General features: G+C 45.7%; 23 protein-coding genes. 11 read left to right on the top strand and 12 right to left on the bottom strand.

Annotation, left to right across the window (positions count from 1 at the left end; all coding sequences use genetic code 11):
- The first annotated feature begins 113 nt into the window (after nt 1-113).
- Genes ACLSU7_RS18035 through ACLSU7_RS18045 form a run of 3 tightly spaced genes read left to right on the top strand, consistent with a single transcriptional unit; the run spans nt 114 to nt 3,095 of the window.
- The gene (locus ACLSU7_RS18035) at nt 114-554 is read left to right on the top strand and encodes a MarR family winged helix-turn-helix transcriptional regulator (RefSeq protein WP_413293285.1); all 441 of its coding nucleotides are present in this window, start codon (nt 114-116) and stop codon (nt 552-554) included.
- A 35-nt stretch (nt 555-589) separates the two neighbouring features.
- Nucleotides 590-1,360, top strand: a complete 771-nt coding sequence (locus ACLSU7_RS18040; protein WP_413293286.1) for a hypothetical protein — start codon at nt 590-592, stop codon at nt 1,358-1,360.
- Nucleotides 1,347-3,095, top strand: a complete 1,749-nt coding sequence (locus ACLSU7_RS18045) for a S8 family serine peptidase (protein ID WP_413293287.1) — start codon at nt 1,347-1,349, stop codon at nt 3,093-3,095. The genes ACLSU7_RS18040 and ACLSU7_RS18045 overlap by 14 nt, the downstream gene beginning before the upstream one ends.
- Nucleotides 3,096-3,211: 116 nt before the next feature.
- On the opposite strand, the gene ACLSU7_RS18050 is transcribed toward ACLSU7_RS18045, so the two are convergent.
- A complete protein-coding gene (locus ACLSU7_RS18050) occupies nt 3,212-3,523 on the bottom strand; it encodes a hypothetical protein (protein ID WP_413293288.1) in 312 nt (103 codons plus the stop codon).
- Between the two features lie 279 nt (nt 3,524-3,802).
- Here ACLSU7_RS18050 and ACLSU7_RS18055 point away from each other — a divergent pair, with 279 nt between their 5' ends.
- The 3 genes from ACLSU7_RS18055 to ACLSU7_RS18065 all read left to right on the top strand — a co-directional run bounded on the left by ACLSU7_RS18055 (nt 3,803) and on the right by ACLSU7_RS18065 (nt 5,918).
- The gene (locus ACLSU7_RS18055; protein WP_413293289.1) at nt 3,803-4,513 is read left to right on the top strand and encodes a hypothetical protein; all 711 of its coding nucleotides are present in this window, start codon (nt 3,803-3,805) and stop codon (nt 4,511-4,513) included.
- 126 nt (nt 4,514-4,639) lie between these two features.
- Nucleotides 4,640-4,792, top strand: a complete 153-nt coding sequence (locus tag ACLSU7_RS18060; RefSeq protein ID WP_413293290.1) for a hypothetical protein — start codon at nt 4,640-4,642, stop codon at nt 4,790-4,792.
- An 88-nt stretch (nt 4,793-4,880) separates the two neighbouring features.
- Nucleotides 4,881-5,918 (top strand): HNH endonuclease, encoded by a 1,038-nt coding sequence (locus ACLSU7_RS18065; protein ID WP_413293291.1) that lies wholly within the window; start codon nt 4,881-4,883, stop codon nt 5,916-5,918.
- Between the two features lie 300 nt (nt 5,919-6,218).
- Here ACLSU7_RS18065 and ACLSU7_RS18070 read toward each other — a convergent pair whose 3' ends face one another.
- From ACLSU7_RS18070 to ACLSU7_RS18085, 4 genes are all read right to left on the bottom strand, one after another.
- Nucleotides 6,219-8,162: a hypothetical protein gene (locus tag ACLSU7_RS18070; RefSeq protein WP_413293292.1), complete on the bottom strand. Its 1,944-nt coding sequence runs from the start codon at nt 8,160-8,162 to the stop codon at nt 6,219-6,221.
- Between the two features lie 56 nt (nt 8,163-8,218).
- The gene (locus ACLSU7_RS18075) at nt 8,219-9,778 is read right to left on the bottom strand and encodes a histidine kinase dimerization/phospho-acceptor domain-containing protein (protein WP_413293293.1); all 1,560 of its coding nucleotides are present in this window, start codon (nt 9,776-9,778) and stop codon (nt 8,219-8,221) included.
- The gene (locus ACLSU7_RS18080; protein ID WP_413293294.1) at nt 9,775-10,455 is read right to left on the bottom strand and encodes a response regulator transcription factor; all 681 of its coding nucleotides are present in this window, start codon (nt 10,453-10,455) and stop codon (nt 9,775-9,777) included. The genes ACLSU7_RS18075 and ACLSU7_RS18080 overlap by 4 nt, the downstream gene beginning before the upstream one ends.
- Before the next feature lie 170 nt (nt 10,456-10,625).
- A complete protein-coding gene (locus ACLSU7_RS18085; protein WP_413293295.1) occupies nt 10,626-11,060 on the bottom strand; it encodes a hypothetical protein in 435 nt (144 codons plus the stop codon).
- A 247-nt stretch (nt 11,061-11,307) separates the two neighbouring features.
- Here ACLSU7_RS18085 and ACLSU7_RS18090 point away from each other — a divergent pair, with 247 nt between their 5' ends.
- Nucleotides 11,308-11,577, top strand: coding sequence for a KH domain-containing protein (locus tag ACLSU7_RS18090; protein WP_246845644.1), 270 nt, complete (start codon nt 11,308-11,310; stop codon nt 11,575-11,577).
- A 76-nt stretch (nt 11,578-11,653) separates the two neighbouring features.
- On the opposite strand, the gene ACLSU7_RS18095 is transcribed toward ACLSU7_RS18090, so the two are convergent.
- Both ACLSU7_RS18095 and ACLSU7_RS18100 read right to left on the bottom strand, forming a co-directional pair.
- Nucleotides 11,654-12,181, bottom strand: a complete 528-nt coding sequence (locus tag ACLSU7_RS18095; protein WP_413293296.1) for a Dps family protein — start codon at nt 12,179-12,181, stop codon at nt 11,654-11,656.
- 117 nt (nt 12,182-12,298) lie between these two features.
- Complete coding sequence (locus ACLSU7_RS18100; RefSeq protein WP_413293297.1) at nt 12,299-13,252, bottom strand: hydrogen peroxide-inducible genes activator; 954 nt, start codon at nt 13,250-13,252, stop codon at nt 12,299-12,301.
- A gap of 54 nt (nt 13,253-13,306) precedes the next feature.
- Between ACLSU7_RS18100 and ACLSU7_RS18105 the strand changes: the two genes are divergently transcribed.
- A complete protein-coding gene (locus ACLSU7_RS18105; RefSeq protein WP_413293298.1) occupies nt 13,307-13,969 on the top strand; it encodes a protein-L-isoaspartate O-methyltransferase family protein in 663 nt (220 codons plus the stop codon).
- A 1-nt stretch (nt 13,970) separates the two neighbouring features.
- Here ACLSU7_RS18105 and ACLSU7_RS18110 read toward each other — a convergent pair whose 3' ends face one another.
- From ACLSU7_RS18110 to ACLSU7_RS18125, 4 genes are all read right to left on the bottom strand, one after another.
- A complete protein-coding gene (locus ACLSU7_RS18110; protein WP_413293299.1) occupies nt 13,971-14,282 on the bottom strand; it encodes a transcriptional regulator in 312 nt (103 codons plus the stop codon).
- 3 nt (nt 14,283-14,285) lie between these two features.
- Nucleotides 14,286-15,623 (bottom strand): OmpA family protein, encoded by a 1,338-nt coding sequence (locus tag ACLSU7_RS18115; RefSeq protein ID WP_413293300.1) that lies wholly within the window; start codon nt 15,621-15,623, stop codon nt 14,286-14,288.
- A 431-nt stretch (nt 15,624-16,054) separates the two neighbouring features.
- Entirely contained in the window at nt 16,055-16,666 is a 612-nt protein-coding gene (locus ACLSU7_RS18120) for a Crp/Fnr family transcriptional regulator (protein WP_413293301.1), read from the bottom strand.
- 2 nt (nt 16,667-16,668) lie between these two features.
- Nucleotides 16,669-17,688: a hypothetical protein gene (locus ACLSU7_RS18125; protein WP_413293302.1), complete on the bottom strand. Its 1,020-nt coding sequence runs from the start codon at nt 17,686-17,688 to the stop codon at nt 16,669-16,671.
- A 140-nt stretch (nt 17,689-17,828) separates the two neighbouring features.
- On the opposite strand from ACLSU7_RS18125, the gene ACLSU7_RS18130 reads away from it, so the two are divergent.
- From ACLSU7_RS18130 to ACLSU7_RS18140, 3 genes are all read left to right on the top strand, one after another.
- Nucleotides 17,829-18,692, top strand: a complete 864-nt coding sequence (locus ACLSU7_RS18130) for an HNH endonuclease family protein (protein ID WP_413293303.1) — start codon at nt 17,829-17,831, stop codon at nt 18,690-18,692.
- A gap of 109 nt (nt 18,693-18,801) precedes the next feature.
- On the top strand, nt 18,802-19,710 hold the full coding sequence (locus tag ACLSU7_RS18135) for an ADP-ribosylglycohydrolase family protein (protein ID WP_413293304.1): 909 nt from the start codon (nt 18,802-18,804) through the stop codon (nt 19,708-19,710).
- Between the two features lie 23 nt (nt 19,711-19,733).
- A complete protein-coding gene (locus ACLSU7_RS18140) occupies nt 19,734-21,020 on the top strand; it encodes a putative Na+/H+ antiporter (RefSeq protein ID WP_413293305.1) in 1,287 nt (428 codons plus the stop codon).
- Nucleotides 21,021-21,212: 192 nt separating this feature from the next.
- Here ACLSU7_RS18140 and ACLSU7_RS18145 read toward each other — a convergent pair whose 3' ends face one another.
- Nucleotides 21,213-21,437, bottom strand: coding sequence for a hypothetical protein (locus ACLSU7_RS18145; RefSeq protein WP_413293306.1), 225 nt, complete (start codon nt 21,435-21,437; stop codon nt 21,213-21,215).
- Between the last annotated feature and the right edge of the window lie 13 nt (nt 21,438-21,450).

A 21,450-nucleotide genomic window follows, 5' to 3' on the forward strand; every position in this document is an offset into this window, starting at 1 on the left:
CATCGAACTAGAACGACGAAAAACGTTAGACAGCCGTCAGTGTGTCCAATTCCACAATTCTGCAACATTTGGGGGATAAAGTTTCTATAACAAACCTGCTCGGGGAGAAGAGTATGTCTGAAGAAATGCAGCTCCATATATTATTCAGTAAGTTAACGATCGATTTTGAGACGGCCTTGGAAGAGTTCTTTCAAGAATATAAACTGACGACCACGCGCTTCGTGATTTTGAACCTTCTATATAATAGTCCTGAAGGGATGACACCCACAGAGACAGCGAAGGCCGTTGGGGTCACAAACGCTACGATTTCAGCGATCATTTCCAATCTTAAGCAAGCCGGTTGGATCCAACCCCAACAAAATGCGGGTGACAGTCGCTCTTATCGAATCGTTTTAACGGAACAGGGGTTGGAGCTTATGAAAAAGGTCCTGCCAGTATATAATGAAAATATCAGTCGCTTGTGGTCCCAGTTTAATAGCGATGAGAAACGCAATTTAGGGAACCTAATGACCCGTATGAGCCAGTTGGTCGGGGTTATGAGCAAGAATATATAGTGATGTAATCTGAGAAAAATGCCGATAAGTCCTCTATGAAAAAGGGCCTTATCATCATTGGTATTGCAGTATTAGCGGCCTTCCTGTTTCGGGAGGGTCAACGCGAAGGCATCAGCACTTTGGGTAAATCCACAGTGAAGGCCAATGACGCCCAAGCAGACCGTATGGCTGAGATGGATCAGACCCTTAATTCGGCCACTGCAACTTCAAGAAAAACGGAGACGGCTCAAGCAACCCAAACTCCGGTTGCGGCAAATCCGGAACCTCCACGTCAAATGCAAGCGCGCGAAAGAGTTGTTCGTGACGAGATCGCAAATCCTCGTCCCGCTCCGTTGCGCCCGGATGTGGGAGTTTTGAAAGAAAATCTATTGTTCAGATCCGAGTCCGCGGAGTGGAAAGTATGGACGGGAGTCCGTGCGGTTCCTGCTTCTGACTATGCGGGATACGAGGGAGATGTGGTGGGTCGTTACGGTGGCTATGTCATCGTGAAAGATGGTCGCATGGACGGCAATGATTCTAACTTTGAAAAGAAAAACCCGCTGGTGCTTTTTGATGAGCGCATGGGTCATGTGGGCATCGTTCCAGGTCGCGTGATGCTGACCTTGAAAGACGCTGCCACTCTGACAAAGATTCAAAAAGAATACAGTTTGAAAGTGATGGATCGTTTCGATCACTTGAATCTTTATTTTGTCACACCTTCCACTCCCAGCTTTGATCTGGGGAAATTCGTCAACGTCCTTAAAAGAGATCCGCGCGTCGCCAAAGCGGAACTGGAAATCGTGAGCCGCAACTATGTTAAGAACTAAAAAGTTTTTATCAGTTTTGCTGCTCGCTTTTGGTGGTACATCGGTGACGATGCTGCTTGCGAACTGCAATGGAAGTGGTTTCGAGATTGCAGATTCTTGTTTTAATGACGGTGGCGATCCGTTATTTGGTTATGCCTGGTTTCTGGCAAATTGCGGTCAATCGGGGGTTTCTAAATCTGGTGGGACTGCTGGCGTTGACCTGAATTTGCGCGCGACTTGGAACGCTGGGTATTTGGGAGAGGGGATTAAGGTTCGAGTTTCTGACGATGGCTTGGAAAACACACATGAAGACCTCACCGGTAACTTCCAGACGGCAGTTGCGCGCTCTCGTGACTATTATTTGGGAGCGATGGGTTCTTCTTATGTGACAACGACGGCACCTCCCCATGACAAAACCACGGCTCCCACATCCTATGATAATCACGGCACTTCTGTCGCGGGCATCATCGCAGCCGTTGGTGGTAATGGTGTTGGTTCCCGCGGTGTGGCTCCCAAGGCTTCTTTGAGTGTTGCAAATTTACTGTCAGCGATGGTCACGCAGGATACAGCTAAAGTTATAAACCAGGCGACGGGAACTGATTTCGATATTTTGAATATGAGTTGGGGATATGATCAGTATAAAATCACGGATCCAACTTCGACTTATGAGGATCAACTTAAAATTGCAGTGACTTCTTATCGCAGTGGTAAAGGTGCCATCCTGGTCAAAGCCGCCGGCAATGAATTTGAAACTTACTGTAACGGCCAAGGTGCCAATAGTACTTGTATCGGGAATTCAAATTTTGACGGGGATAATACCAATCCTTATCAAATTGTGGTGGCGGCATTAAATGCTAAAGGTGTTTCTTCAAGCTATTCGTCTCCCGGTTCTGATATTTGGATTTCAGGGTTTGGTGGGGAGTTTGGTTATGCCGCGCCGGCCATGCTGACGACAGACCGTACGGGATGCTCTGCCGGTTGGTCACAATCAAGCATTTCGACTTATGTACCTTTTGAAAAAGGCAGTTCTCCAAACTCTCAGTGTAACTACACCGCGACCTTTAACGGAACATCTTCGGCCGCTCCAACGGTTTCAGGTGCGGTGGCTTTGATTCTTTCGGCGAACCCAAATCTTACTTGGAGGGATGTGAAATACATTCTGGCCAAAACCGCCGTGCCGATGGATTACGTGACATCGGGATCGATTCCTCATCCTTTGGGGACTTCGGTGCCTTCTGGATATTCTTGGGAGCTCCCATGGAAAACGAACAGTGCAGGATTTAAATTCCACAACTGGTATGGCTTTGGGAAAGTGGACGTTGATGCAGCGGTTGCCATGGCGAAAAGTTATACGAGTAGTTTTGGAACATACACTGAAACGGGTTACACGGCGAGTGGAGCTCTGAATTTGCCTATTGGTGACGGCAGTCTTGCTGGCGCAGTTTATTCGCAAATCAACATTGCCAGTGGCGGTGTTAAAATCGAAAGCGTCAGAGTCAAGGTCAGCATCACGCATAACGATATTTCGCAACTGGCTTTGGAGTTAACATCTCCCTCGGGTATGCGGAGTATCTTGGTAAATATGCACAATTCTCTTACTAATGTTCACGACTACGCCAATGACGTCTTCTTAAGTAATGCCTTCTACCAAGAACGAAGCGAAGGCATCTGGACTCTAAAAGTCATCGACGGTCGAGCCGATTCAGTCAGCGGGACGTTGACTTCCTGGTCAATTGATTTCACGGGGGCTCCTTAATTTTCAAATCCAATTTCGACGCAGACTCGTTCGACTTCGGAGCAAAAAAAAGATCCAACCCGTGAAGGCTGGATCTTTGGAAGCTAGGAAGATATTTAATTTTGGAGCGATTCTAATTACTGAACACCTCCAACCTCTGTTGGAGGTCTTTCGCCGCGCGGTCCACCGCCTGGGCGACCGAAGTGTGTTGGAGCCTCGAATCCTTTTTCTTTCATGCAAGTAGCCAAGGCTGTTCTTTGTTCTTCAGTTGGGGCTGTGGGTCTTTTACCTGGTTCCGGTTTTTCCATACCTACAGAATCCGCGCAGGCTCTGAAAGCTTCGCGTTGTTCTTGGCTTGGACCGCCACCACTTTGGGCGAAGGCGATTGAAGCTGTGTGCAGGGAAATGATTGATACTGCTGTCATTAGAATTTTCTTAGATACTTTCATTTGAAACTCCCTTTTATATAGTTTGAAAAGTAGGGGGCTGATCGAGTCCCTCAACTCGGGCCCCATGAGTTAATCCTAGGCGGGGAATGTTGAAGGACCATGGAGGTGAAGAGTTTTTATGTTTGGTCTAGCGAAGGGTCTCAATCTGAGACGTTTTCTGCGAGAGAGTTTCTGGAAACACGTGAGTTAGTTGCTGAAATGTCTCGGGAATTGACTCTTTTTTGTAAGGATTTTCCCAATTTTAGCCGATGGAGTAAATGCGGTACGGGGGAGTGAATTATGAAGACTATTAAAAAAGTATTGGTTGCAGGCGGCACTGTTGTAGCTTTGGCGCTGGTTACAGTGAGCTTTCAAAACTGCTCGCAAGGAAATACTGAAGATGGTTCCAGCACAGTGGCGGCTGATGGCTACACTGGCGATATTTACTACCCATCAAATGGCAGTCCTGTGGTTTTATCTGCCGGACAAAACATTACTTTGAAGATTGCAAAGCCTGCGAACGTTAGTGATTTATCGAATTACTATTGGGTCTTGTATGATCGTACAGCGACGGCTTCCTATATTGGTTACATCACACAAAGCGGTTCTTACTTTTACGTTTCCTTGCAAGTACGCGGTGATTTAGCGGTACAAAAAGATTTGCGCATCTATTTGTTCAATCACCAAACGTCGACTTACCTTGACGGTAACGGTGTAAAGATCAGCTTGCGTCCCGCGGTTAGCAACCCGTATTCCAATGACTACGTGACAGAAGTTTGTAACTTGAAACAGAACTCTGCTCCGACATTTACTTTGAACAAAGCTTCCGCTTCTTCAAGCGCGCTTTACATTTTCGATAACGGCGCGGGTGTAGGTAATTTGACTTGCACAATTGGTGGTGTCGCTTACAGTTGTTTGAATGCTTCTGCATGGCCAAGTAACTGGGCTTCTGCAACTTTCTCTGTGACGGCGTATAACCGTTGCGGTGTGGCTCGTTCGCAAAGTTTCTAGTTTTAATTTTGTATAATTCAGTTTGATAGACCCACGCTCGAAGAGTGTGGGTTTTTTGTTTTTGGGATCTCAATTTACCCGCGCTCCCCGGAAAAGATGTGTCATGTTTTATATGTAATTGAAAATATGTTTGACGTGTTTTCTGGTTTTCGAGGATTCGCCTCGTTTAACTATCTTGTCGACTTCGCGATCCGTCGCGTGCGTTTGTTTGTCTCATTCTATATCCAATTCTTGATCGTTTCTCGCGCCATTAAAATCCGTTCGTCGAATCAATTATAAATTCCTAAATCATGCAAAATTGAGATCTAAATACCTGTGATATAAAGTTTCCAACTCAATGGTGACACAGATTTTTTTGGGAGGAATTATGGATTTAACTTTATTGACTAACGTTGAATTGCTCAATCGTGTTGATAAGCTTGCGCGCACTGAACGCAAGATGACTCATTTGATTTTATGGCATATTGTGGAAGTTGAATCCCGTCGATTGTTTTTAGATCTTGGGTATACGTCTTTGTTTAAATATATGACGACTCATTTGCACTATTCTGAAGATGCGGCCTATCGACGTATTCAAGCTGCAAGATTGCTTAAAAAAGTCCCACAAGTCGACAAAGCGATCGAAAATGGATCATTAAATCTGACACAGCTTCAAAATGTACAGAAATGTTTAAATATCGAGATCGAAAGTGGCAACAAGGTTTCGATTCAGCAAACGGAAGCGTTATTGGAGCAAATTCAGAATAAATCCAGCATCGAGACGCAAAAGATCCTTGCCGTTGAATTTGATCAACCCATTCAAATGCATGAGGTTTTAAAACCTCAACAGGATCACTCTACCAGAATGCAGATTACTTTGACTGAAGATCAGATGAAGGATCTTCAGCGCGCTAAGGAATTATTGTCGCACGTGCTACCTAATCCTTCTTGGGCTGAATTAATTTCGTACTTAGCAAAGGCAGAAATTAAAAAACGTCTCGGAAAAGATCAATTGGAACTTACGAAATCTCAAGAAAGTCAGGAAGAGCGTGGCAAAAAAGAAAATAGTACTGGAATGACGGGCGATTATTTTGTGAATAAGGATATCCATTTTTCGAATAAAGAGATTGTGGATTCTGGAATTTATGATGACGAAGTTTCAAGCAAGGGAACAGCGATAACAACGCGAAAGAATCAGCGTGCGCATTTAAAGATCACGTCGAGAAGACTGCTTTTGTTAAAGGCGAATCATCACTGTGAATTCGTCCATAAAAATGGGGAGCGTTGCCAGAACAAGTATCAACTGCAAGTTGATCACAAAGTTCCTTTGGCTTTAGGTGGTTGTGATGAGATGGCAAATTTTAGAGTTTTGTGCCGAACACACAATCTTTCCGAAGCTCGCCGAATGGGAATTTCGAGCCATTGAGGTTGAGTTTGCATTTGAAGATGTGTGAGTAGGTGGTCAGATGAACTGACAAATACGCAGATGAAGAATAGGTTAATCAGGGTGCTATTTAGTTTGTGTTTGGTTCTGTTCAAATGAGTGCCGCGCACAGGGAAATTGTGATTAAAAGAGTGACGCAGCATTTCTGGGTAGCGCGGCTGAAAGATGGTGAGGTGATTAGTTAAGGTGAGTGAGTGAGTGAGTGAAGGGGAGTGGAGTGGAGTGGAGTTTCCCACTTCGCTAGCGGAAGTGGGATTGATTTTATTCAGTCGAATTTGAAAATTATCGACCCGTTCCTGAGATCACAGAACCTGTCGACGTTGATATCGTTGTCGATCCTAAGATCGGCACAACACCAGGAATCGTCGTGCTGGTTGTCGCATAAGGTGATGTATATACGTTTCCGTAATTGTAACCGGAAAGGGAGTTGTTTAAATAACTACTCGGCAAGCTGTAGCTTGTTCCATACGTCGAACCGTAATTTGAACCAGTGATCACTCCACCTGGCAACGTTGTTGTGTTCGTCAAACCGGTTGGAGAAATGAAGCTTGATGAGCCCGTTCCATAACCATAGCCGTAACCGCTGTAGACGCCGGACGCGGATTGCATCGCGCTTAAGTTATAATTCATCTGCGCGATTTGCTGTTGCAAAGCGTACATGGAAGCGTACTGCGAGTTCATGCCGTAGGCATTCGCACCGTACATTGTATTTAAGCCATTCGCGCCGTAGCCAGACATACCGTACATTGATGTATTCATCCCAATCATCGCATAGGGATTCATGGAATTCATACCATTCATGCCATACATCGAATTCCCGGCACCGTACATTCCGTTCATTCCCATCATTCCATTCATTCCGTACATGGAATTTCCGGCACCGTACATACCATTCATTCCCATCATGCCGTTCATCCCGTACATCGAATTTCCATATCCCGAATTCCCATACGGCGAACCCATACCCATGTAAATGCCGCCACTCATACCAGTCATTCCAGTCATACTCGATGGATAGCCGAACACATTGCTGCCGGCAGAGCCCATCATCCCATACATGCCATTCATTCCCGTCATGCCGCCAGTCATTTGACCGCCACAACCGAACCCACCCTGGCCCGAGGAATTATTATTCATCAAGCCATACACACCTTGAGCAATATACGGATAACCATAACTCATCACCGAAGGAGTTTGCGTTGGGTAACCCAAGTTCGCATTATTCTCAGTCACCATCTGATTGGTTTTGTAACCGGCATACATCGCACTGGCCCCCAGCACCACATTCGACACCAAGTTCGCTGTATTCGAAGCAGTATCCTGGTAATTGTAAGAGTTGTTCTTAGCCATACACTCAATACAAACCGAACCCTCTGCCGTGGAGTTTTGACGAGCTTCTTTCAAATCCTCCTGAGCCATCTCAAGCTTACGAGTCAAGCTTTCGATATCGCCCTGAAGGCGAGCAGACTTTTGCGCGTTGGTACGCAGAGAGCCGATGGCAGACTTGCACGATGAAGCAGCACCGCGGGAACCATCCGCACGGAATTTTGAATTATCACAGACAGCAGTGAAGACCGCACCATTCGAGCGAGCGTCGCAGTAACTTTGCCATTCTTGTAAAGAGAACGCTTGGACCTCGAGCATGTTCGAGTTCCCGCCGTGAGCAGATGCCGCTGATTTACGGGAACCTCCAGCAATTGCACCGCCGGCCTTAAAATCCCCAGGCGGTTCCGTGCCGTCAAAACCCTCCGGTGGAGGACCACTGGGGAAATCAGCTCCATCAGGTGGCGTCGGACGCTGACGAGATGAAGAAGCACTCTGCGGCGCTCGTACCGATTCATCATCAGAAATTTCCGACCCATCATCAGCAGAGTTGAAATTCTCATACTCAGAACAGCGACGAGCACTTTCCATATGCGTGATTAAAAAATCCGCATAATCTTCCGAAAGGCTCTTTTTAATATCAGACTTAGAGCGCTCAGCTTCGCGGTCATATTTTTTCTTTTCGCTTTTCTTCTCAGCGATCTCTTGTTTAAGTTCGCTGATTTCTTCTTTGGCTTCCTGAACCTCGTCGGATTCTATGGCAGCTTGGGCGGGACGTTGTTGGTAAGCGCAGTTTTGATTACCACCCCAATAACCTGTGCCCATCAGGGAAGTGTTCATCATCTGTGCCCATGATGGTAGAGCTACTAAAGTGATTGCTGCGATCAGTAACCTTGAAAACATATTGCCCGCCTTTTCTATATATAAAAGGTAACGGGCAAGTGTTTAATGATTGTGGACTATGCTTTAGGGAACCAAAATGAGACACGTCCGCCAAGAACGGAGTGATTGGAACTGTCAGTGATGATGTTCTCTGCTTTAAGTTCACCACCGTGAAGTTGAAGGATCTCTCTCATAATAACAGAACCGATTCCAACTGAGATACGTTTGCCTGACGAACTATCTGTCAAACTGCGACTGGCTTTTTTGTGGCCGAATTCTTTCAGTGAAGTTTCGCTAAACCCCGGGCCGTCATCGCTGATAGAAAGCTGCAATTTCGGTCCTCCGTTAGAAATGCTTACCTGAATTTTCGACTTCGCAAAAGACGATGAGTTTTCAAAGGCATTTCGTAACAAGCGATCAATCAATTTCGAAGATCCCATGAACTGAGCCTTGGAAGCATCGATGGTGCAGTCGATATTAAAACTCAAATTAGGATAACGGTTTTTAAAGACCGTAACCTGATCCTGCACGCGCTCTAGCAAATTGATCTCTTCAGTCCCTGCGGAATACTTAGGCTCAGTAATCTGTGCCAAGAACAACAAGTCTTCAACTAATTTTCCGAAATATTCGACTTCAGAAAAACACAAAGACACAATTTCCTGACGCTTTTCCGCTGACAGGCGTGTTTCGCCCACTTGCAAAGTCTCCAGGAAAGTTTGCAAAGAAGCCAGGGGAGTGCGCAGATCATGGGCTAAATCCTGCAAAAGTTGACGACGAGCCTGATCGGCTTTACGTAAACTCTCCACCATGCTCTCGATATCTCCGGCCATCTGATTAAACGCATTGACCAGCGGAGCCAGCTCTTCAAACTTTTTAGAAGGCAAACGCGCCGCCAAGTTTCCATGGCGAAGTTCACCCAAGACATTGAAAGCTTCCTGCGCACGCTCACGATAGCGTGAGAATTGATAGACCAGGGCGATACCCACAGACACCAACGTAAAGATAATTAAAAATCCGACAGTAATAAAAAGGGGATTGCGACGATCAACAAATGAGCCGAAGGGGCCACCCGGTCCGCGCGGAGGACCCATTTGTCCTGGCGGTCCACCCGAGCCCGGGCCACCCGCACAGGGACGAGGGCCACACATCGGCCCACCTGGAGGAGGAGGAGGCATGCCAGGTCCACCACCAAATTGTGGGGGATTAAATCTGTGCACGAAGTACACTCCCGCAAACTTGGTTTTTGAAACTTCAATTTTAGGAGGGCCAAACTCCATTTCACCAAAGCGCACGGCTTTATCCTGCGCCAAAGAATTCACTTCCACGTCTGACAAAGCACGAGGCAAAACCGGTTCGCCATCGATCAAACTTTTCCCCGTGGCGTCGATCAATTCAAAGCGTAAAAAGTTATCGGAGCTGTTACTGGCTTGAAACTTTTGAAAGGCCACAATCGGATCACTGTCCAATTGCTCGTATAAATTCCTGAAAAGATAATTCGGCGGTTTCACATAGCGCACTTGCGCCGGGCGATCCAGATAAGAAACCAACCACGCGGAACCAAAGGCCATGAAAATAAAGACGATGATAATCGAAACAAAGATAAAATAGTTTCGACGAAACAAAGAACGTACGATCATGACGATTTCTCCAGACGATAACCCTGTCCATAAACAGAGTTAATTTTGACATTGGTCACACCATTTTTACTAAGTTTCGAGCGCACGTGACTGATATGGGAATCGACGGTTCTGTCAAATAGCTCTTCCCCCGAAGAAAGGCTCGAGATCAGCTTTTCACGGGAAATAATGGTTTCTGGATTTTCAAAAAATACGCGTAAGATTTCAAACTCACGACGATTCAAAGTAACCAAAGACGTCTCAGTTTTTAGAACCTGTTGATTTTTAATTAACGTCAGGCCAGCAAAGCGCAACAAATCCAAGGTAGGTTTGCGCTCATTCAACTGGTTTTTAATGCGGGCTAAAATTTCTTTGTGTCCAAAAGGCTTACGAATATAATCATTGGCGCCATGTTCGAATCCACGAACGACACTTTCCTCGTCCGTACGGGCCGTTAGAAACATGATAGGGGTGTTGATCCCCTCGTTGCGCAACCACTCGCAGAATTCGTACCCATTTCCATCTGGAAGATTTACGTCGAGCAAAAATAAATCAATCCCGGATTGAGTTTTGAAAATTTCGCGACCGGCAGCCAAAGTTTTCGCCCAGTGAACTTGGAATTGTTCCAATTCCAGTTGCATCTGAATTGCTTTGCCCAAAATAGGATCGTCTTCGAGAAGAAATATTTGTGTTGCCATAACCCTTAAGGTATCAAAATAGACCCTTATCCTTAAGTTTCATTTTCAAACACAATTGTGGAGGGAATATGGAGCTAGACGAAAGTCTCACATCGAGACGCGGAGATCGAAAAACAAAGGGCCCTCCCCCAGGGAAGACCCTTGTTTGATTTTAAGTAATCGATGCCGACTTATTTCAAGTCATCTAGACAGCGCATCGCTGGATCACGTTGTGCTGGAGTTAGAATGTCGAAGAATACTTTCAATTGGAAGTCACCCATCAGTTTTCCCAACGCTGTTACCTTCGCTCCAACATTTGCTTGTGAGGCCACGGCTTCTTCACGAGTGGAAGTCGAGCTTGAGAAAGTGCGTTTCATATCACGGAACGCCATTTTCACATCGCGACGAAGTGGTCTTTTCGCTTCAGTAAAATCCAGGAATGCATCTTTCAATGCTGTTTGTTGTTCCGCCGTCAGATTGATTTGCTTACAAGAATCTGGTGCATCCGCTTTTGCGTAAACGATGGAGTCGGCCATCGTCACAGTCAATTCCGCTTGATCTGCTTGAGCAATCACTGGAGTCACGAAGGCCGCGATAACAGCTAGTTGAGTAAATCTTTTCATCATTTGAATCCTCCTATTGTTGTTGGAGTCTCGATTCAAATAAAGATTGAGCAAAAAGAAAAGTTGAACTCGCTCCGTTTGTCGAATTGAATAATAGCCACCCGAGTTATCATGTATATGAACATTTCGTGGAGTATCACCGAATACTTTTCACATTTCGGGTAGGGAACAGAAGGACCAGAAAATATTCTGTTGTTGCGGACAAACGATTTTGAAGCAACAATTTCTTGTGTAGTATGTAGGAGTTTTTGTGACAGTCGAACAACAATTGAATGAAGCACGTCAACGAATCGGATCAATTATGGCGACAGTGGTAAAAGAAATGACTTCGTGTACGGATAAAGTGGAAGTGACTTTTTCCTGCGGAGAGAAAACCACCATCTATAAAGTCGATCTTCCTCAGGAATACAGAGGAAAACTGATTGGCGCCCAAGGAAAAAATATCTCTTCACTTAGAAATATTCTTGGAGCCATGGCGGGAAATCACGGATTCCGCGCGATTATCGAGCTGGTTGTTTAAAAACTCCACCAAATAAGATTGAAAAGACAAAAGGCACCTAAGCAAGGTGCCTTTTGCGTTTAAAAAAGCAGCGCCACTAGGAGAGATGACTGCGAATCATCCAGGCTGCTTTTTCGTGGAAGGTGATCAAGTCCTCATACAGTGTCACAGCACTCGTCTCCTCTTCTTGTTCCGCTGTTTCCAGACGGGCTTTGTAGAGTTCTGCAAGAGTGGTGTGGTCGGCTGTTAAAATATCGATCATTTTTGTCGAACTGAGTTTTTCCTCAGTGCACTCTTCCACATCTGATAATTTTTTAAAGGCTTGAAAACTTCCGGGAGCAGGGGATTTTAAAGCGCGCAGAATTTCTGCAGAGCGATCCACGAACTCGGAAATTTCTTCGTATTGTTCTTCAAATAATTTATGCAAAGAAAAGAACAAGGGTCCTTCCACGTTCCAGTGGAAGTTTTGAGTTTTAAGTTGCAAGAAGTACTCATCAGCCAAAGTTTTTTTCATTTCTTCGATAGTTCCAGATTGAGTCGCCGTCTGATTGCTTTTCGCAGAAGCTTTATTGAAAGTATGGACGGTAGAGTTGGCGGTTGATTCTTTTTGTGCTGCGTATTTCATAATGTCCTCCTAGGGCAAGTCTCACTGACAAAGACAGGATAGGCCCACTTGAAGGAAATGAATAATCTTCTTTTGTTATGAAATGTATAGGCTATATCTATATGTCATAGGGCACAGTTAACTTCTGTGCCCCAGGGGATTGTCGACTTTGAACTGTGATTTCGATCGGTTTAACGGCATCTCTTTTGGGAGTGCTTGCACGATGGTGTCTGTAAGTGCCTTAAGAAGGGCTTTACGCTGAAAATGAGGTCCATGAAGGACGCTGACCTCTCTTGTGGGAACGGGCGCCGAAAAGGGCTTCAGACGTTTTTTATCGCTCACATCATCTGCAGCTAATAGAGGTAACAAGGTGAAACCATCACCTTGGTCGACAAGTTTTTTTAAAGTCTCTAAGCTTCCGCCCTCAAAAGAAAAGTTCGCGGAGCTATTCAGATTTTTTTTGTTTTTGCACAGACCTAAGCTTTGCTCCCGGAAACAATGCCCTTCGCTAAGCAATAACATTTCATTTAAGGACAGATCGGACTCATCGACATGTTTTTTCTGTAACAAAGAATGCCCCGGCGAAAAATAGGCGACGAAGGGTTCATAGAATAAAGCTTTTTGAGAGATGTTGAGATCATCAATGGGAGTGACTGCAATTCCCAAGTCCAAGGAGTTGTTACGAATTTTATCGACAATGGCCTGAGTTTCTAGCTCATCAATGACGAGGTGGACGTTCGCGTGTTTTTTCATGAATTGATTTAGAAAGAGGGGCAAGAGATATGGTGCCAAAGTGGGTATGATGCCGATTCTTAAAGTTCCACTGATCGCACCTTTATTTTCATCGACGATTTCACGAAGGTGTTGTGAGCCTTGCACAACAAGACGTGCTTGCTTGAGCACCAACTCACCAATTTGAGTGGGGCGCACCGGTTGCTTGGTTCTGTCAAACAGAATTACGTTGAGTTCATCTTCGAGCTTTTGAATCTGCATACTAAGTGTAGGTTGTGTAACGTGACACTGAGAAGCTGCTTGGCTAAAACTTCCCGTGTCTCCAACCGCCAAAATGTATTCTAGTTGTGTGAGTGTCATGAATTCATCGTGCCTCTGGGGATTTTATCGCGCAAGGGAAATAAGGATTTCAAGATGGAACAATATCAGGATTTGCTTCTGAAAAAATCACTCCCGCTCTCTGAACAAGTTGTGGAGGCTTATTATCGTTATCCTCGTCACTTGTTTGTGCCCGAATACACTCTGCAAGAGGCTTATGAGGATGCACCGTTGTTACTTTATAAAAAAGGAGCTTTCGTTTCCACCATTTCTCAACCGAGCTTCGTGATGCGAATCTTGGATATGTTGCAACTCGCTCCCGGCCATAAAGTCTTTGAGTTAGGAGCTGGTTCTGGTTGGAACACAGCTTTGATGTCTTACATCGTGGGCCCTCAGGGAAAAGTGGTGAGCTCCGAGATCATTCCGGAGGTAGCAGATCGCGCTCGGGGTATTCTGGATAGAATGCGCATCACCAACGCAAAAGTATTCACTGGTGACGGTTTTGAAGGATACGAGCAAGAAGCTCCCTATGACCGAATTATTTTTACGGCGGGGTCTGCAGAAATGCCGGATAAGATTTTCGCGCAATTAAAAGAAGACGGTCTGATGGTGTTCGTGAGAAAGCAGGAGAGGAAAGCTGATATGCTTCAGCTGATTAAAAAATCCCACGGTGAACAGCAGATTCTAAATTCAATTCCATGTTCTTTTGTGACTGTAAATCGCGAGTCAGAGTCCCGCCTGCAAGACGGGACTCCCTAAATCAAGGTTTTGGTAAAACATCGGGACGGGAACTTGGCGTTTTTGGCGAAAGCTCCATCGTCCTTTCTTCTTTCGGTTCCACTGGAGCCTGATCTTCTTCCTCTGGTTCCTCGTAGAGGTGATAGTGCGAAGCGATTTCTGCAAATCGCTCGCTGGCCTCTTCGATTCTCATACCTACTTTTCTTTCCAACAAGTCCACAATGGAATGAGTGTTTCCACGAGTGCTGTCTAAGTCGTTCTCCGTCAGCTCATGCCATTTTTCCATAAGCTCTTTTTTTAAGTCCTGCCAAGCATGGCCCGGTAGATGTGTCATAAACTACTCCTGGATTTTAGGTTCAATCACAAGGTCGATACGTCTGTTTTGCGCACGTCCCGCGGCTGTATTGTTATTACTGATGGGACGGTCCTCACCCAAACCAACTGCCTCCACTTGGCTGGAAGAGGCACCGTTTGCGATCAATTGTTTTTGTACGGATTTCGCACGGGCTTCAGAGATTCTTTGATTTGCTTCTGTTGCGCCAGTTGAATCCGTGTGACCTTGAACTTCGATTTTCGCTGTTGGAAGATCATTCAAAGCTGTTTCCACTTTTTGAAGCAAGGCTTTGTTTTTCGGAGTCAGATTCGCTTTACCGCTCGCAAAGTTCAAACCTTTTAGACGAACCATTACTTTTCCGTCTTCAGTGAAAACTTCGGCTTCATTAGGGCGAAGTTCTTTGCGAAGCTTATCTGCCGTATCTGTTAAAGCCTGTTGACGAGCCAGTTCAGCTTCCTGCTGTTTGGCTACTTCCAGTTGCTTTTCCGCCGCCGTCAATTCTCTGGCTTGAGTTTTGGTTTCTTTATGAAGGCTGGTAATCATTTTTTGTTGTCGTTCGTTTTGCAGAACCAAAGCTTCAGAGTTACCTGCATTGACCTTGCTCATCACTTCAGCCAAATGCTCAGCTTCGCGATTTACATCTTCCGCGACTTTTGAAATCGCAGCGGTGTTACGAGGATCTTGACCAATCAAATTTAAAGACTGGTTGTACTTGCCTTGAGCCAAAGCTAAAGAGCGCGGCGCTTTTTCAGCAGCTTTGTCTTTTTCGGCCTCATCAATAGTCATTTTTGCTCGGCCCAAATACTGTTTCGCCACGGAGTCGCGTTCCAGTGTGCGGTAAGAGGCCACAAGGTCAGCACCTTTTTTATCAGCTGCTGTTAAGCTTCCGTTTTCCACATCTTTCGTGATGTTTTGCAGTTTGTTTTCCAGTTTTTTCCATTCTTTAGGATACATTTGCGGTGCATTGGCTTTCAAAGCGCCAGTGCGGGCGTCTGTGATTTCTCCCAGAGATTTTTTAGAGATATCTGCTTTATTTTCCCCTTGTTGCAACCAAGCCCGAGAGTAGGCGACTTGTTCCAGAATTTTTTCCGTCGGTTTTTTATCTGACAGATATCGTTTGGCTTTATCCAAAGATTTTTCTGCATCTTTAAAGTTATCCGGAGAAAGCACATTCATCTGTTTCGAACGAGCCTCATTCAACATCTCGTCAGTACGGGCAATTTCCGTTGTAGGGTTCGCCGTCGTCGGAATAGAAACAACATTCGGCGGAGTGCTGGCACAGCCAATAAATCCTGCCGCAAAAGCCGAAGCCAAAATCACCTTATTAAATCGGGATAGCATAGATCCTCCTATCAGTTTGAGCCTTTTGATAAACTGATCTTAGGCTAAACCCCTGAGTTCCGGAGGAACAAGGAAAACGAATTTTCTGAATAAATCCCGTGACGAGAGACAATTCACCTCTCATTTAGTCGGTCTGATTTCTTGCTTGAAAGAAATTTAGTTCGCGGTGCCGTTCGAGCGGTCCTGCCTTGGACTCGTCGGCCTCCCGCACGCATCTCCGCGACACACCATCCGTGGTTCACCGTCGCCCGCCTTTGGCGGGTTCGCGCATCGTGCGCCGACGGAGGTCGCTTCCGTTGCATGCAGGAGTCCGCCGAGCCCAAGGCAGGCCCGCTCGAACGGATCGTAGTTATTTTCCTTCACTCAAAAATTTTCTGCTAAATGAGAGGGGTATTGGAGAGATAGAGAGATAGGAGTAACTCGAGAGGAGATTAGTCCTCTGCGGATTTGGAGAGAAGTAGTTCGCGGTTTTTTATTTGGATGGTTCGGCCGGAGGATTGGTCGATGATGCCTTCTTTTTCGAAAGTGGCTAGGGTTCTAATGACTGTTTCTGGGGTTGTGCCGGCCCATTGGGCGATTTCTTTTCTTGTCCAATTTTGTTGGGGGAAGTTTTGTTGCAGGAACAACAACGCATCGGCGATTCTTGCGGCTGCGTCTTTGTCCATTTGGCCGGTCCATTTGGATTCGGCGAGGCGCAGATCGCGGGATAGGAATTCCAGAAATTGCATGGCAGCTTCGGGATGGTCGCGGAAGAGGGCCAGTATTTCGTTTTTTGGGACGAATGATAAAACGGATTCTTCTACGGCGATCGCTGTGGCGTAGTAGTTTTCTCCGGCAAATAAAGCGCGATAGCCCACTAAACCTTCGGGACCGATCAGTCTTAAGGTGTGTGCGGCGCCACTGGCTGAGGTTGAATCCAGTTTGATCAAACCTTCGTGGACTTTGTAAAGACCTTGGGGTTCTCCGCCGGCTTCGAATATGACTTGGCCAGCTTTGAAGCGACGAAGGGTCTGGGCTTTATCGAGTAATTCCTTAAGTTGCATACTTAAGAGATTACCAAATAGTTTTCAGTTGGCGAATGATTTTTACCCAGGGCCAGATCTAAAATCACACTGTCGCTGGGATGTTGAAAGTTCAATGTGTTGAGCCGTTGAGCGGCCGCAAACTCGGCGCCAGAAAAGTTCCAAGGGGCTAAAACTTGACGGTAACAATCATCAAAAAGCTTTTCTAAGGACGCGGGCAGGGACAGTTTCATGTCGGCATCGTGCTGGCGTTTGTAGTATCCCAGTAAAACAGCCTTTAAGGTTTTTAGTAAATGCAGGGGAACGGAATTCATATCTGACATCAGATAGTGAAACTCTTTGCGAAAGATATCGTCGATAAAAAGCATGTGTTGAATCGCAGGTAGCTTTAAAACTTCAAGTAACTTCTGACAGAAATGCACTTGCGCTTGGGCCCGCAGGGGATCGTTAAAAAAGTGATCCGCGTGAATCAAGTCATGCACGATAAAGCCCAAAACGTCGCGGCCTTCTTCCACAAAGGAATGAATTTCTTCGGGTTTTAGGAGCATGCTCACGCACCGCTGACCGTCGGCCTGCATTTGTAAAACATCCTGTGCCGAAGGCAGGTGAGTCAGAAGATTCAGGGGATATAAGCCGGTCTGCCAAGCACTGAGGCTTTTTTGAACGGAAAAAGGAATCGAGCGCCAGCTGTGGCTTGAGAAAGTCGACACAAAGTCGGCATCGATATCCAAAGGACGCAGACTTTTAGCGTTCTTTAAATCTTCCGGCAAAGTTTGGCGCAGCGTTGAAATGATAAGCTTTCCGCTCACTCCCATCGTGGGATTTTTTGGCAGGGGGAGATTGTGTAAACCTCCCAGAAAATCCGTCGGCCGACGCAGAAAGGTAAACGTCAAAAGATAAGCGCCCACCATCTCCACATCACTGATTTTCCCACTCTGCCACATTTGCACGAAAGGCATTAAAGAACGCACCGCTTGAGCGGAGTGATTTTCTAAAAATGTTTCGTCAAGCAGACGATGGCGAAAACGCCCAACGCGTAACATAATGTCTCTTTCTGCGGAGCAAGGGATCTGACAGAACTCTAACAATAATAATGTTGCTTTAGTACTTTGGTCCTTCTTTAATGGTTATATACGCCAAATAATACAAGACAAGGATGTCTTGTGAATAAGAGGGGCAAGAGATGAAGAAGCTTCTAGTCGGAGCGCTTGTATCGATCTGTGCGGTGAGTGTGCATGCAAGGGAAGATCTGCTCTCTGATGTGAGTGGAAATAACCCCCGCTTCAGTGAGTATTACACTGTCACGACGACGCCTTCCTTCTCTGCCATTCCGCCAAAAACCTCTGTGGACCCCCTTGAAACCATCCAAGATATTTTTGACGCTGCTGCTCCAGCAACGGAAATTAAAGCTGCTGTTATATCGCTTTTGCATTTCGATCATCATAACGAAGACTACGGAAATGTGGGGCAGGCCTATAACCGTAAGCAGCATTTTGGAACTTGGATTCGTCCAAGTGAAGATCATACGTGCTTAAACACTCGCGGCCTGGTTTTGGTTCGCGATTCAAAAGTACCTGTTACTTACAACACGGCTGGTTGCACTGTCCGTAGCGGCGAGTGGGATGAGCCGTATACGGGTGCCACTGTCACGGAAGCATCTGAAATTCAAATTGATCACTTTGTTCCTTTGAAAAATGCTTATGTGAGTGGAGCGTATAAGTGGGGTTATCCTAAACGCTGCCTGTATGCGAATTTTCTGGGAAACAACTTCCATCTTGTTTCAACGGATGGTCATGAAAACATGTCTAAGAGTGATAACACTCCACAAGGTTACATGCCACCAAACGCCGCTTACCGCTGTCAGTATTTGCAACAATGGTTGAAGGTAAAATTGATCTGGGATTTAGGGCTTACTCCACCAGAAAAATTAGCAGTGGAATCATTGATCCGACAAAACGGCTGTGATCTGAATATGTTCCAATATTCAGTGGGCGAGCTACAAGCTCAAAGACAGTTTATGGCTGACAACGCCAACCTTTGCCACTAGTGTGCCGCTAATTAAGTTTTCTCTGCGTTGCTGCGTCGTCGCTGTACATTTGTACAGCTTCCTTCTTGCGCCTTGATAAAACTTACTTATCAGCACACTAGAGGTTTTGATGCTTTATCAAGATAGAGTTTTGGGGATGTTATGGGGGCTTCATGCGGGGGATTCTTTGGGGGCTCCTTGGGAGTTTTTGCCACCGCAGCCGACATGGAATACCAAAACTGAAATCGTGGGTGGGGGCAAATTTAATTGGGCTCCCGGTGAGGCCACTGACGATACGGATCTCATGCTCGGTGTTTTGCGAGCAATCAAAAACCCTCAGGAAATTTCTTTTGATATTTTGAAATCTGAAATGCTGGCTTGGTTTGCCAGTAACCCTCCTGACATTGGCACGACGACGATCAAAGGCTTGCAGAACCTTAAAGACGGCAAGGCTTTGCGTGATTGTGGATTTGTGAATAACGAATTTCAAGGCAATGGTTCGATCATGCGTGTAGCGCCACTTGCGTTGCTCGCAGAAAATGCGGTTGGTGTTTACGGCGCAGAAAAAACTCACGGTCTGCACGAGATCATGGTTACGCAAACTAAAATGACTCATGGTCATCAACACTGTGTGGATACAGATTTGATTTTTATTCCTACAGTGAAAGCGGCGTTGGCGGGAAAAACTAAAACAGAGATTTTTGCCGTCGCATTGAATGAAGCGGAGAAATTCAGTCCTTTTATTTATCAAAAGTTAAAAAATATCCCTGAAACATCCTGGGAAAATCTTTCCACTTCAGGTTTCTGTGTCGACACTCTGTGTGCGGGTTTATGGGCATTCATGAAGCACGACAATTTCGAGGATGCTTTGGTCTCTGTGGTAAATCGCGGTGATGATTCTGATTCGTGCGGAGCAGTGGCAGGAGTATTGTGCGGAGCTTTCTATGGCTCGCAGGCGATTCCTTCACGTTGGCTGGAAAAATTAGAATTCAAAAATGAAATCCAGCAACTCGTGGGCAGTTTTTTTAGACACGCGTAATGTTCTGTGAGTAGAATCTACTCATGACATACACAACACTTGAGCTTCTTGGTACCTTGTTCTTTGGCGTGGCGGTGATCCACACATTTATGGTTGGGAAAATCCTGCAATGGTCCCATCACTTTCCCAAGGATTCTTTAACCCGTGGTTTCTTGCATCTTTTAGGTGAAATCGAAGTTGTCTTTGCAATCTGGGCCAGTCTTTTCATGGTGGTGTATATCTCTTTGGAAGGTTGGACGGCAGCAGTTACGTACCAAAATTCTTTGGATTTTACGGAGCCGTTTTTTATCTTTGCGATCATGGTTGTTTGCTCGACTCGCCCCGTATTAACGGTCGCTCGTCAGGGAATTTTAGCAATCAGCAGTGGTATTCAAAAGATTTTTAAAACACCTGCGGTCTCAACTGATCTTGCCGTCGTCATGATTTTGGGTCCTTTGTCAGGCAGTTTTATCACAGAGCCCGCAGCAATGACGGTGACGGCGTTCATGTTAAATGCAATGTTGCAAAAAGAATCCAACAAACTGATTTATGCATTGATTGCGGTATTGTTCGTCAATGTGTCTATCGGCGGAGCTCTGACTCCTTTTGCCGCCCCTCCGATTTTAATGGTCGCTTCCAAATGGGGTTGGGATTTTGCTTTCGTGGCGTCTCATCTGGGCTGGAAAGCTGCGATTGCAGTGATTATAAATTCAGTTGGTTTGGTTCTGATCTTCAGAAAAGATTTTAAAAATGGTTGTATCACCTTGAAGGAAGTCGAGGCACGCCTTGCACATTCTCAAGCTGCTATTCCTTGGTTTGTGATCCTCATTCATTTGCTGTTCCTTGCAGGAATTGTGATCACAGGACATCATCGCAATGCCTTCCTGGGTATTTTCCTTTTATTCCTGGGCGTAGCTTCGGCGACGATTCGCTATCAGGATCACCTGCGTTTAAAAGAAAGTCTTTTGGTTTCATTATTCCTGGGAGGGATTATTCAATTCGGTGCGTTCCAAAAATGGTGGCTCGCACCTCTTTTAGGCAAAATGAATGACGCCGTTTTATTCAAAGGCGCCACTCTTTTGACGGCGATTACTGACAATGCAGCTTTGACTTATTTGGGTTCTCAAGTCGATCTTTCTGATTCCAGTAAATATGCTTTGGTAGCGGGTGCTTTGGCGGGTGGGGGATTAACCATCATCGCCAATGCGCCGAATGCCGCAGGTTATTCAGTCCTAAGCCACAAATTCCCCGGCGGAATTAAGCCACTAAATCTTCTGATGGCGGCCCTCGCTCCCACAGCGGTGGCAATTGTTTGCCTGTGGCTTCTTTAATAAAAAGGTAAAGGGGTGCCTGCCGGTTTTTGCGTAACCAAAAGGTACGGACTTACTTTCTCCCGTATGTATGAACATAACTTCTATAGTTCCGTGTTTTTGGGAGAAAGTAAGTCCGTACCTTTTGGGCAAAAAAAAAGGGAACCCGAAGGTTCCCTTTTTAACTAAGAGCAAAAAGCTCGAAGTACTCAACTAGTGAGCAGCTTCTTCTTTTTTTACTTCTTCTTTAGCAGCTTTTTTGCCGTGTTTTTTAGCAGCTTTTTTGTCAGCTTTAGCTTCAGTTTTAGCAGCTGGAGCAGCTTCAGTTGTAGTTGCAGCAGCAGGAGCTGTAGTAGTAGCAGCAGCTGGAGCAGCTTCGTTAGCTTGAGCAACAACACCAGCGAATACAACAGACAATACTAGAGATACCAATTTCATAAAACCTCCAAAT

The sequence above is a fragment of the Bdellovibrio sp. HCB185ZH genome (assembly GCF_047302455.1).
In the GTDB taxonomy this organism is placed as follows: Bacteria; Bdellovibrionota; Bdellovibrionia; order Bdellovibrionales; family Bdellovibrionaceae; genus Bdellovibrio.

Coding starts and splice junctions, on each gene's coding strand:
- ACLSU7_RS18035 (WP_413293285.1), top strand. CDS start 114: ATGTCTGAAGAAATGCAGCTCCATATATTATTCAGTAAGTTAACGATC.
- ACLSU7_RS18040 (WP_413293286.1), top strand. CDS start 590: ATGAAAAAGGGCCTTATCATCATTGGTATTGCAGTATTAGCGGCCTTC.
- ACLSU7_RS18045 (WP_413293287.1), top strand. CDS start 1,347: ATGTTAAGAACTAAAAAGTTTTTATCAGTTTTGCTGCTCGCTTTTGGT.
- ACLSU7_RS18050 (WP_413293288.1), bottom strand. CDS start 3,523: ATGAAAGTATCTAAGAAAATTCTAATGACAGCAGTATCAATCATTTCC.
- ACLSU7_RS18055 (WP_413293289.1), top strand. CDS start 3,803: ATGAAGACTATTAAAAAAGTATTGGTTGCAGGCGGCACTGTTGTAGCT.
- ACLSU7_RS18060 (WP_413293290.1), top strand. CDS start 4,640: ATGTTTGACGTGTTTTCTGGTTTTCGAGGATTCGCCTCGTTTAACTAT.
- ACLSU7_RS18065 (WP_413293291.1), top strand. CDS start 4,881: ATGGATTTAACTTTATTGACTAACGTTGAATTGCTCAATCGTGTTGAT.
- ACLSU7_RS18070 (WP_413293292.1), bottom strand. CDS start 8,162: ATGTTTTCAAGGTTACTGATCGCAGCAATCACTTTAGTAGCTCTACCA.
- ACLSU7_RS18075 (WP_413293293.1), bottom strand. CDS start 9,778: ATGATCGTACGTTCTTTGTTTCGTCGAAACTATTTTATCTTTGTTTCG.
- ACLSU7_RS18080 (WP_413293294.1), bottom strand. CDS start 10,455: ATGGCAACACAAATATTTCTTCTCGAAGACGATCCTATTTTGGGCAAA.
- ACLSU7_RS18085 (WP_413293295.1), bottom strand. CDS start 11,060: ATGATGAAAAGATTTACTCAACTAGCTGTTATCGCGGCCTTCGTGACT.
- ACLSU7_RS18095 (WP_413293296.1), bottom strand. CDS start 12,181: ATGAAATACGCAGCACAAAAAGAATCAACCGCCAACTCTACCGTCCAT.
- ACLSU7_RS18100 (WP_413293297.1), bottom strand. CDS start 13,252: ATGACACTCACACAACTAGAATACATTTTGGCGGTTGGAGACACGGGA.
- ACLSU7_RS18105 (WP_413293298.1), top strand. CDS start 13,307: ATGGAACAATATCAGGATTTGCTTCTGAAAAAATCACTCCCGCTCTCT.
- ACLSU7_RS18110 (WP_413293299.1), bottom strand. CDS start 14,282: ATGACACATCTACCGGGCCATGCTTGGCAGGACTTAAAAAAAGAGCTT.
- ACLSU7_RS18115 (WP_413293300.1), bottom strand. CDS start 15,623: ATGCTATCCCGATTTAATAAGGTGATTTTGGCTTCGGCTTTTGCGGCA.
- ACLSU7_RS18120 (WP_413293301.1), bottom strand. CDS start 16,666: ATGCAACTTAAGGAATTACTCGATAAAGCCCAGACCCTTCGTCGCTTC.
- ACLSU7_RS18125 (WP_413293302.1), bottom strand. CDS start 17,688: ATGTTACGCGTTGGGCGTTTTCGCCATCGTCTGCTTGACGAAACATTT.
- ACLSU7_RS18130 (WP_413293303.1), top strand. CDS start 17,829: ATGAAGAAGCTTCTAGTCGGAGCGCTTGTATCGATCTGTGCGGTGAGT.
- ACLSU7_RS18135 (WP_413293304.1), top strand. CDS start 18,802: ATGCTTTATCAAGATAGAGTTTTGGGGATGTTATGGGGGCTTCATGCG.
- ACLSU7_RS18140 (WP_413293305.1), top strand. CDS start 19,734: ATGACATACACAACACTTGAGCTTCTTGGTACCTTGTTCTTTGGCGTG.
- ACLSU7_RS18145 (WP_413293306.1), bottom strand. CDS start 21,437: ATGAAATTGGTATCTCTAGTATTGTCTGTTGTATTCGCTGGTGTTGTT.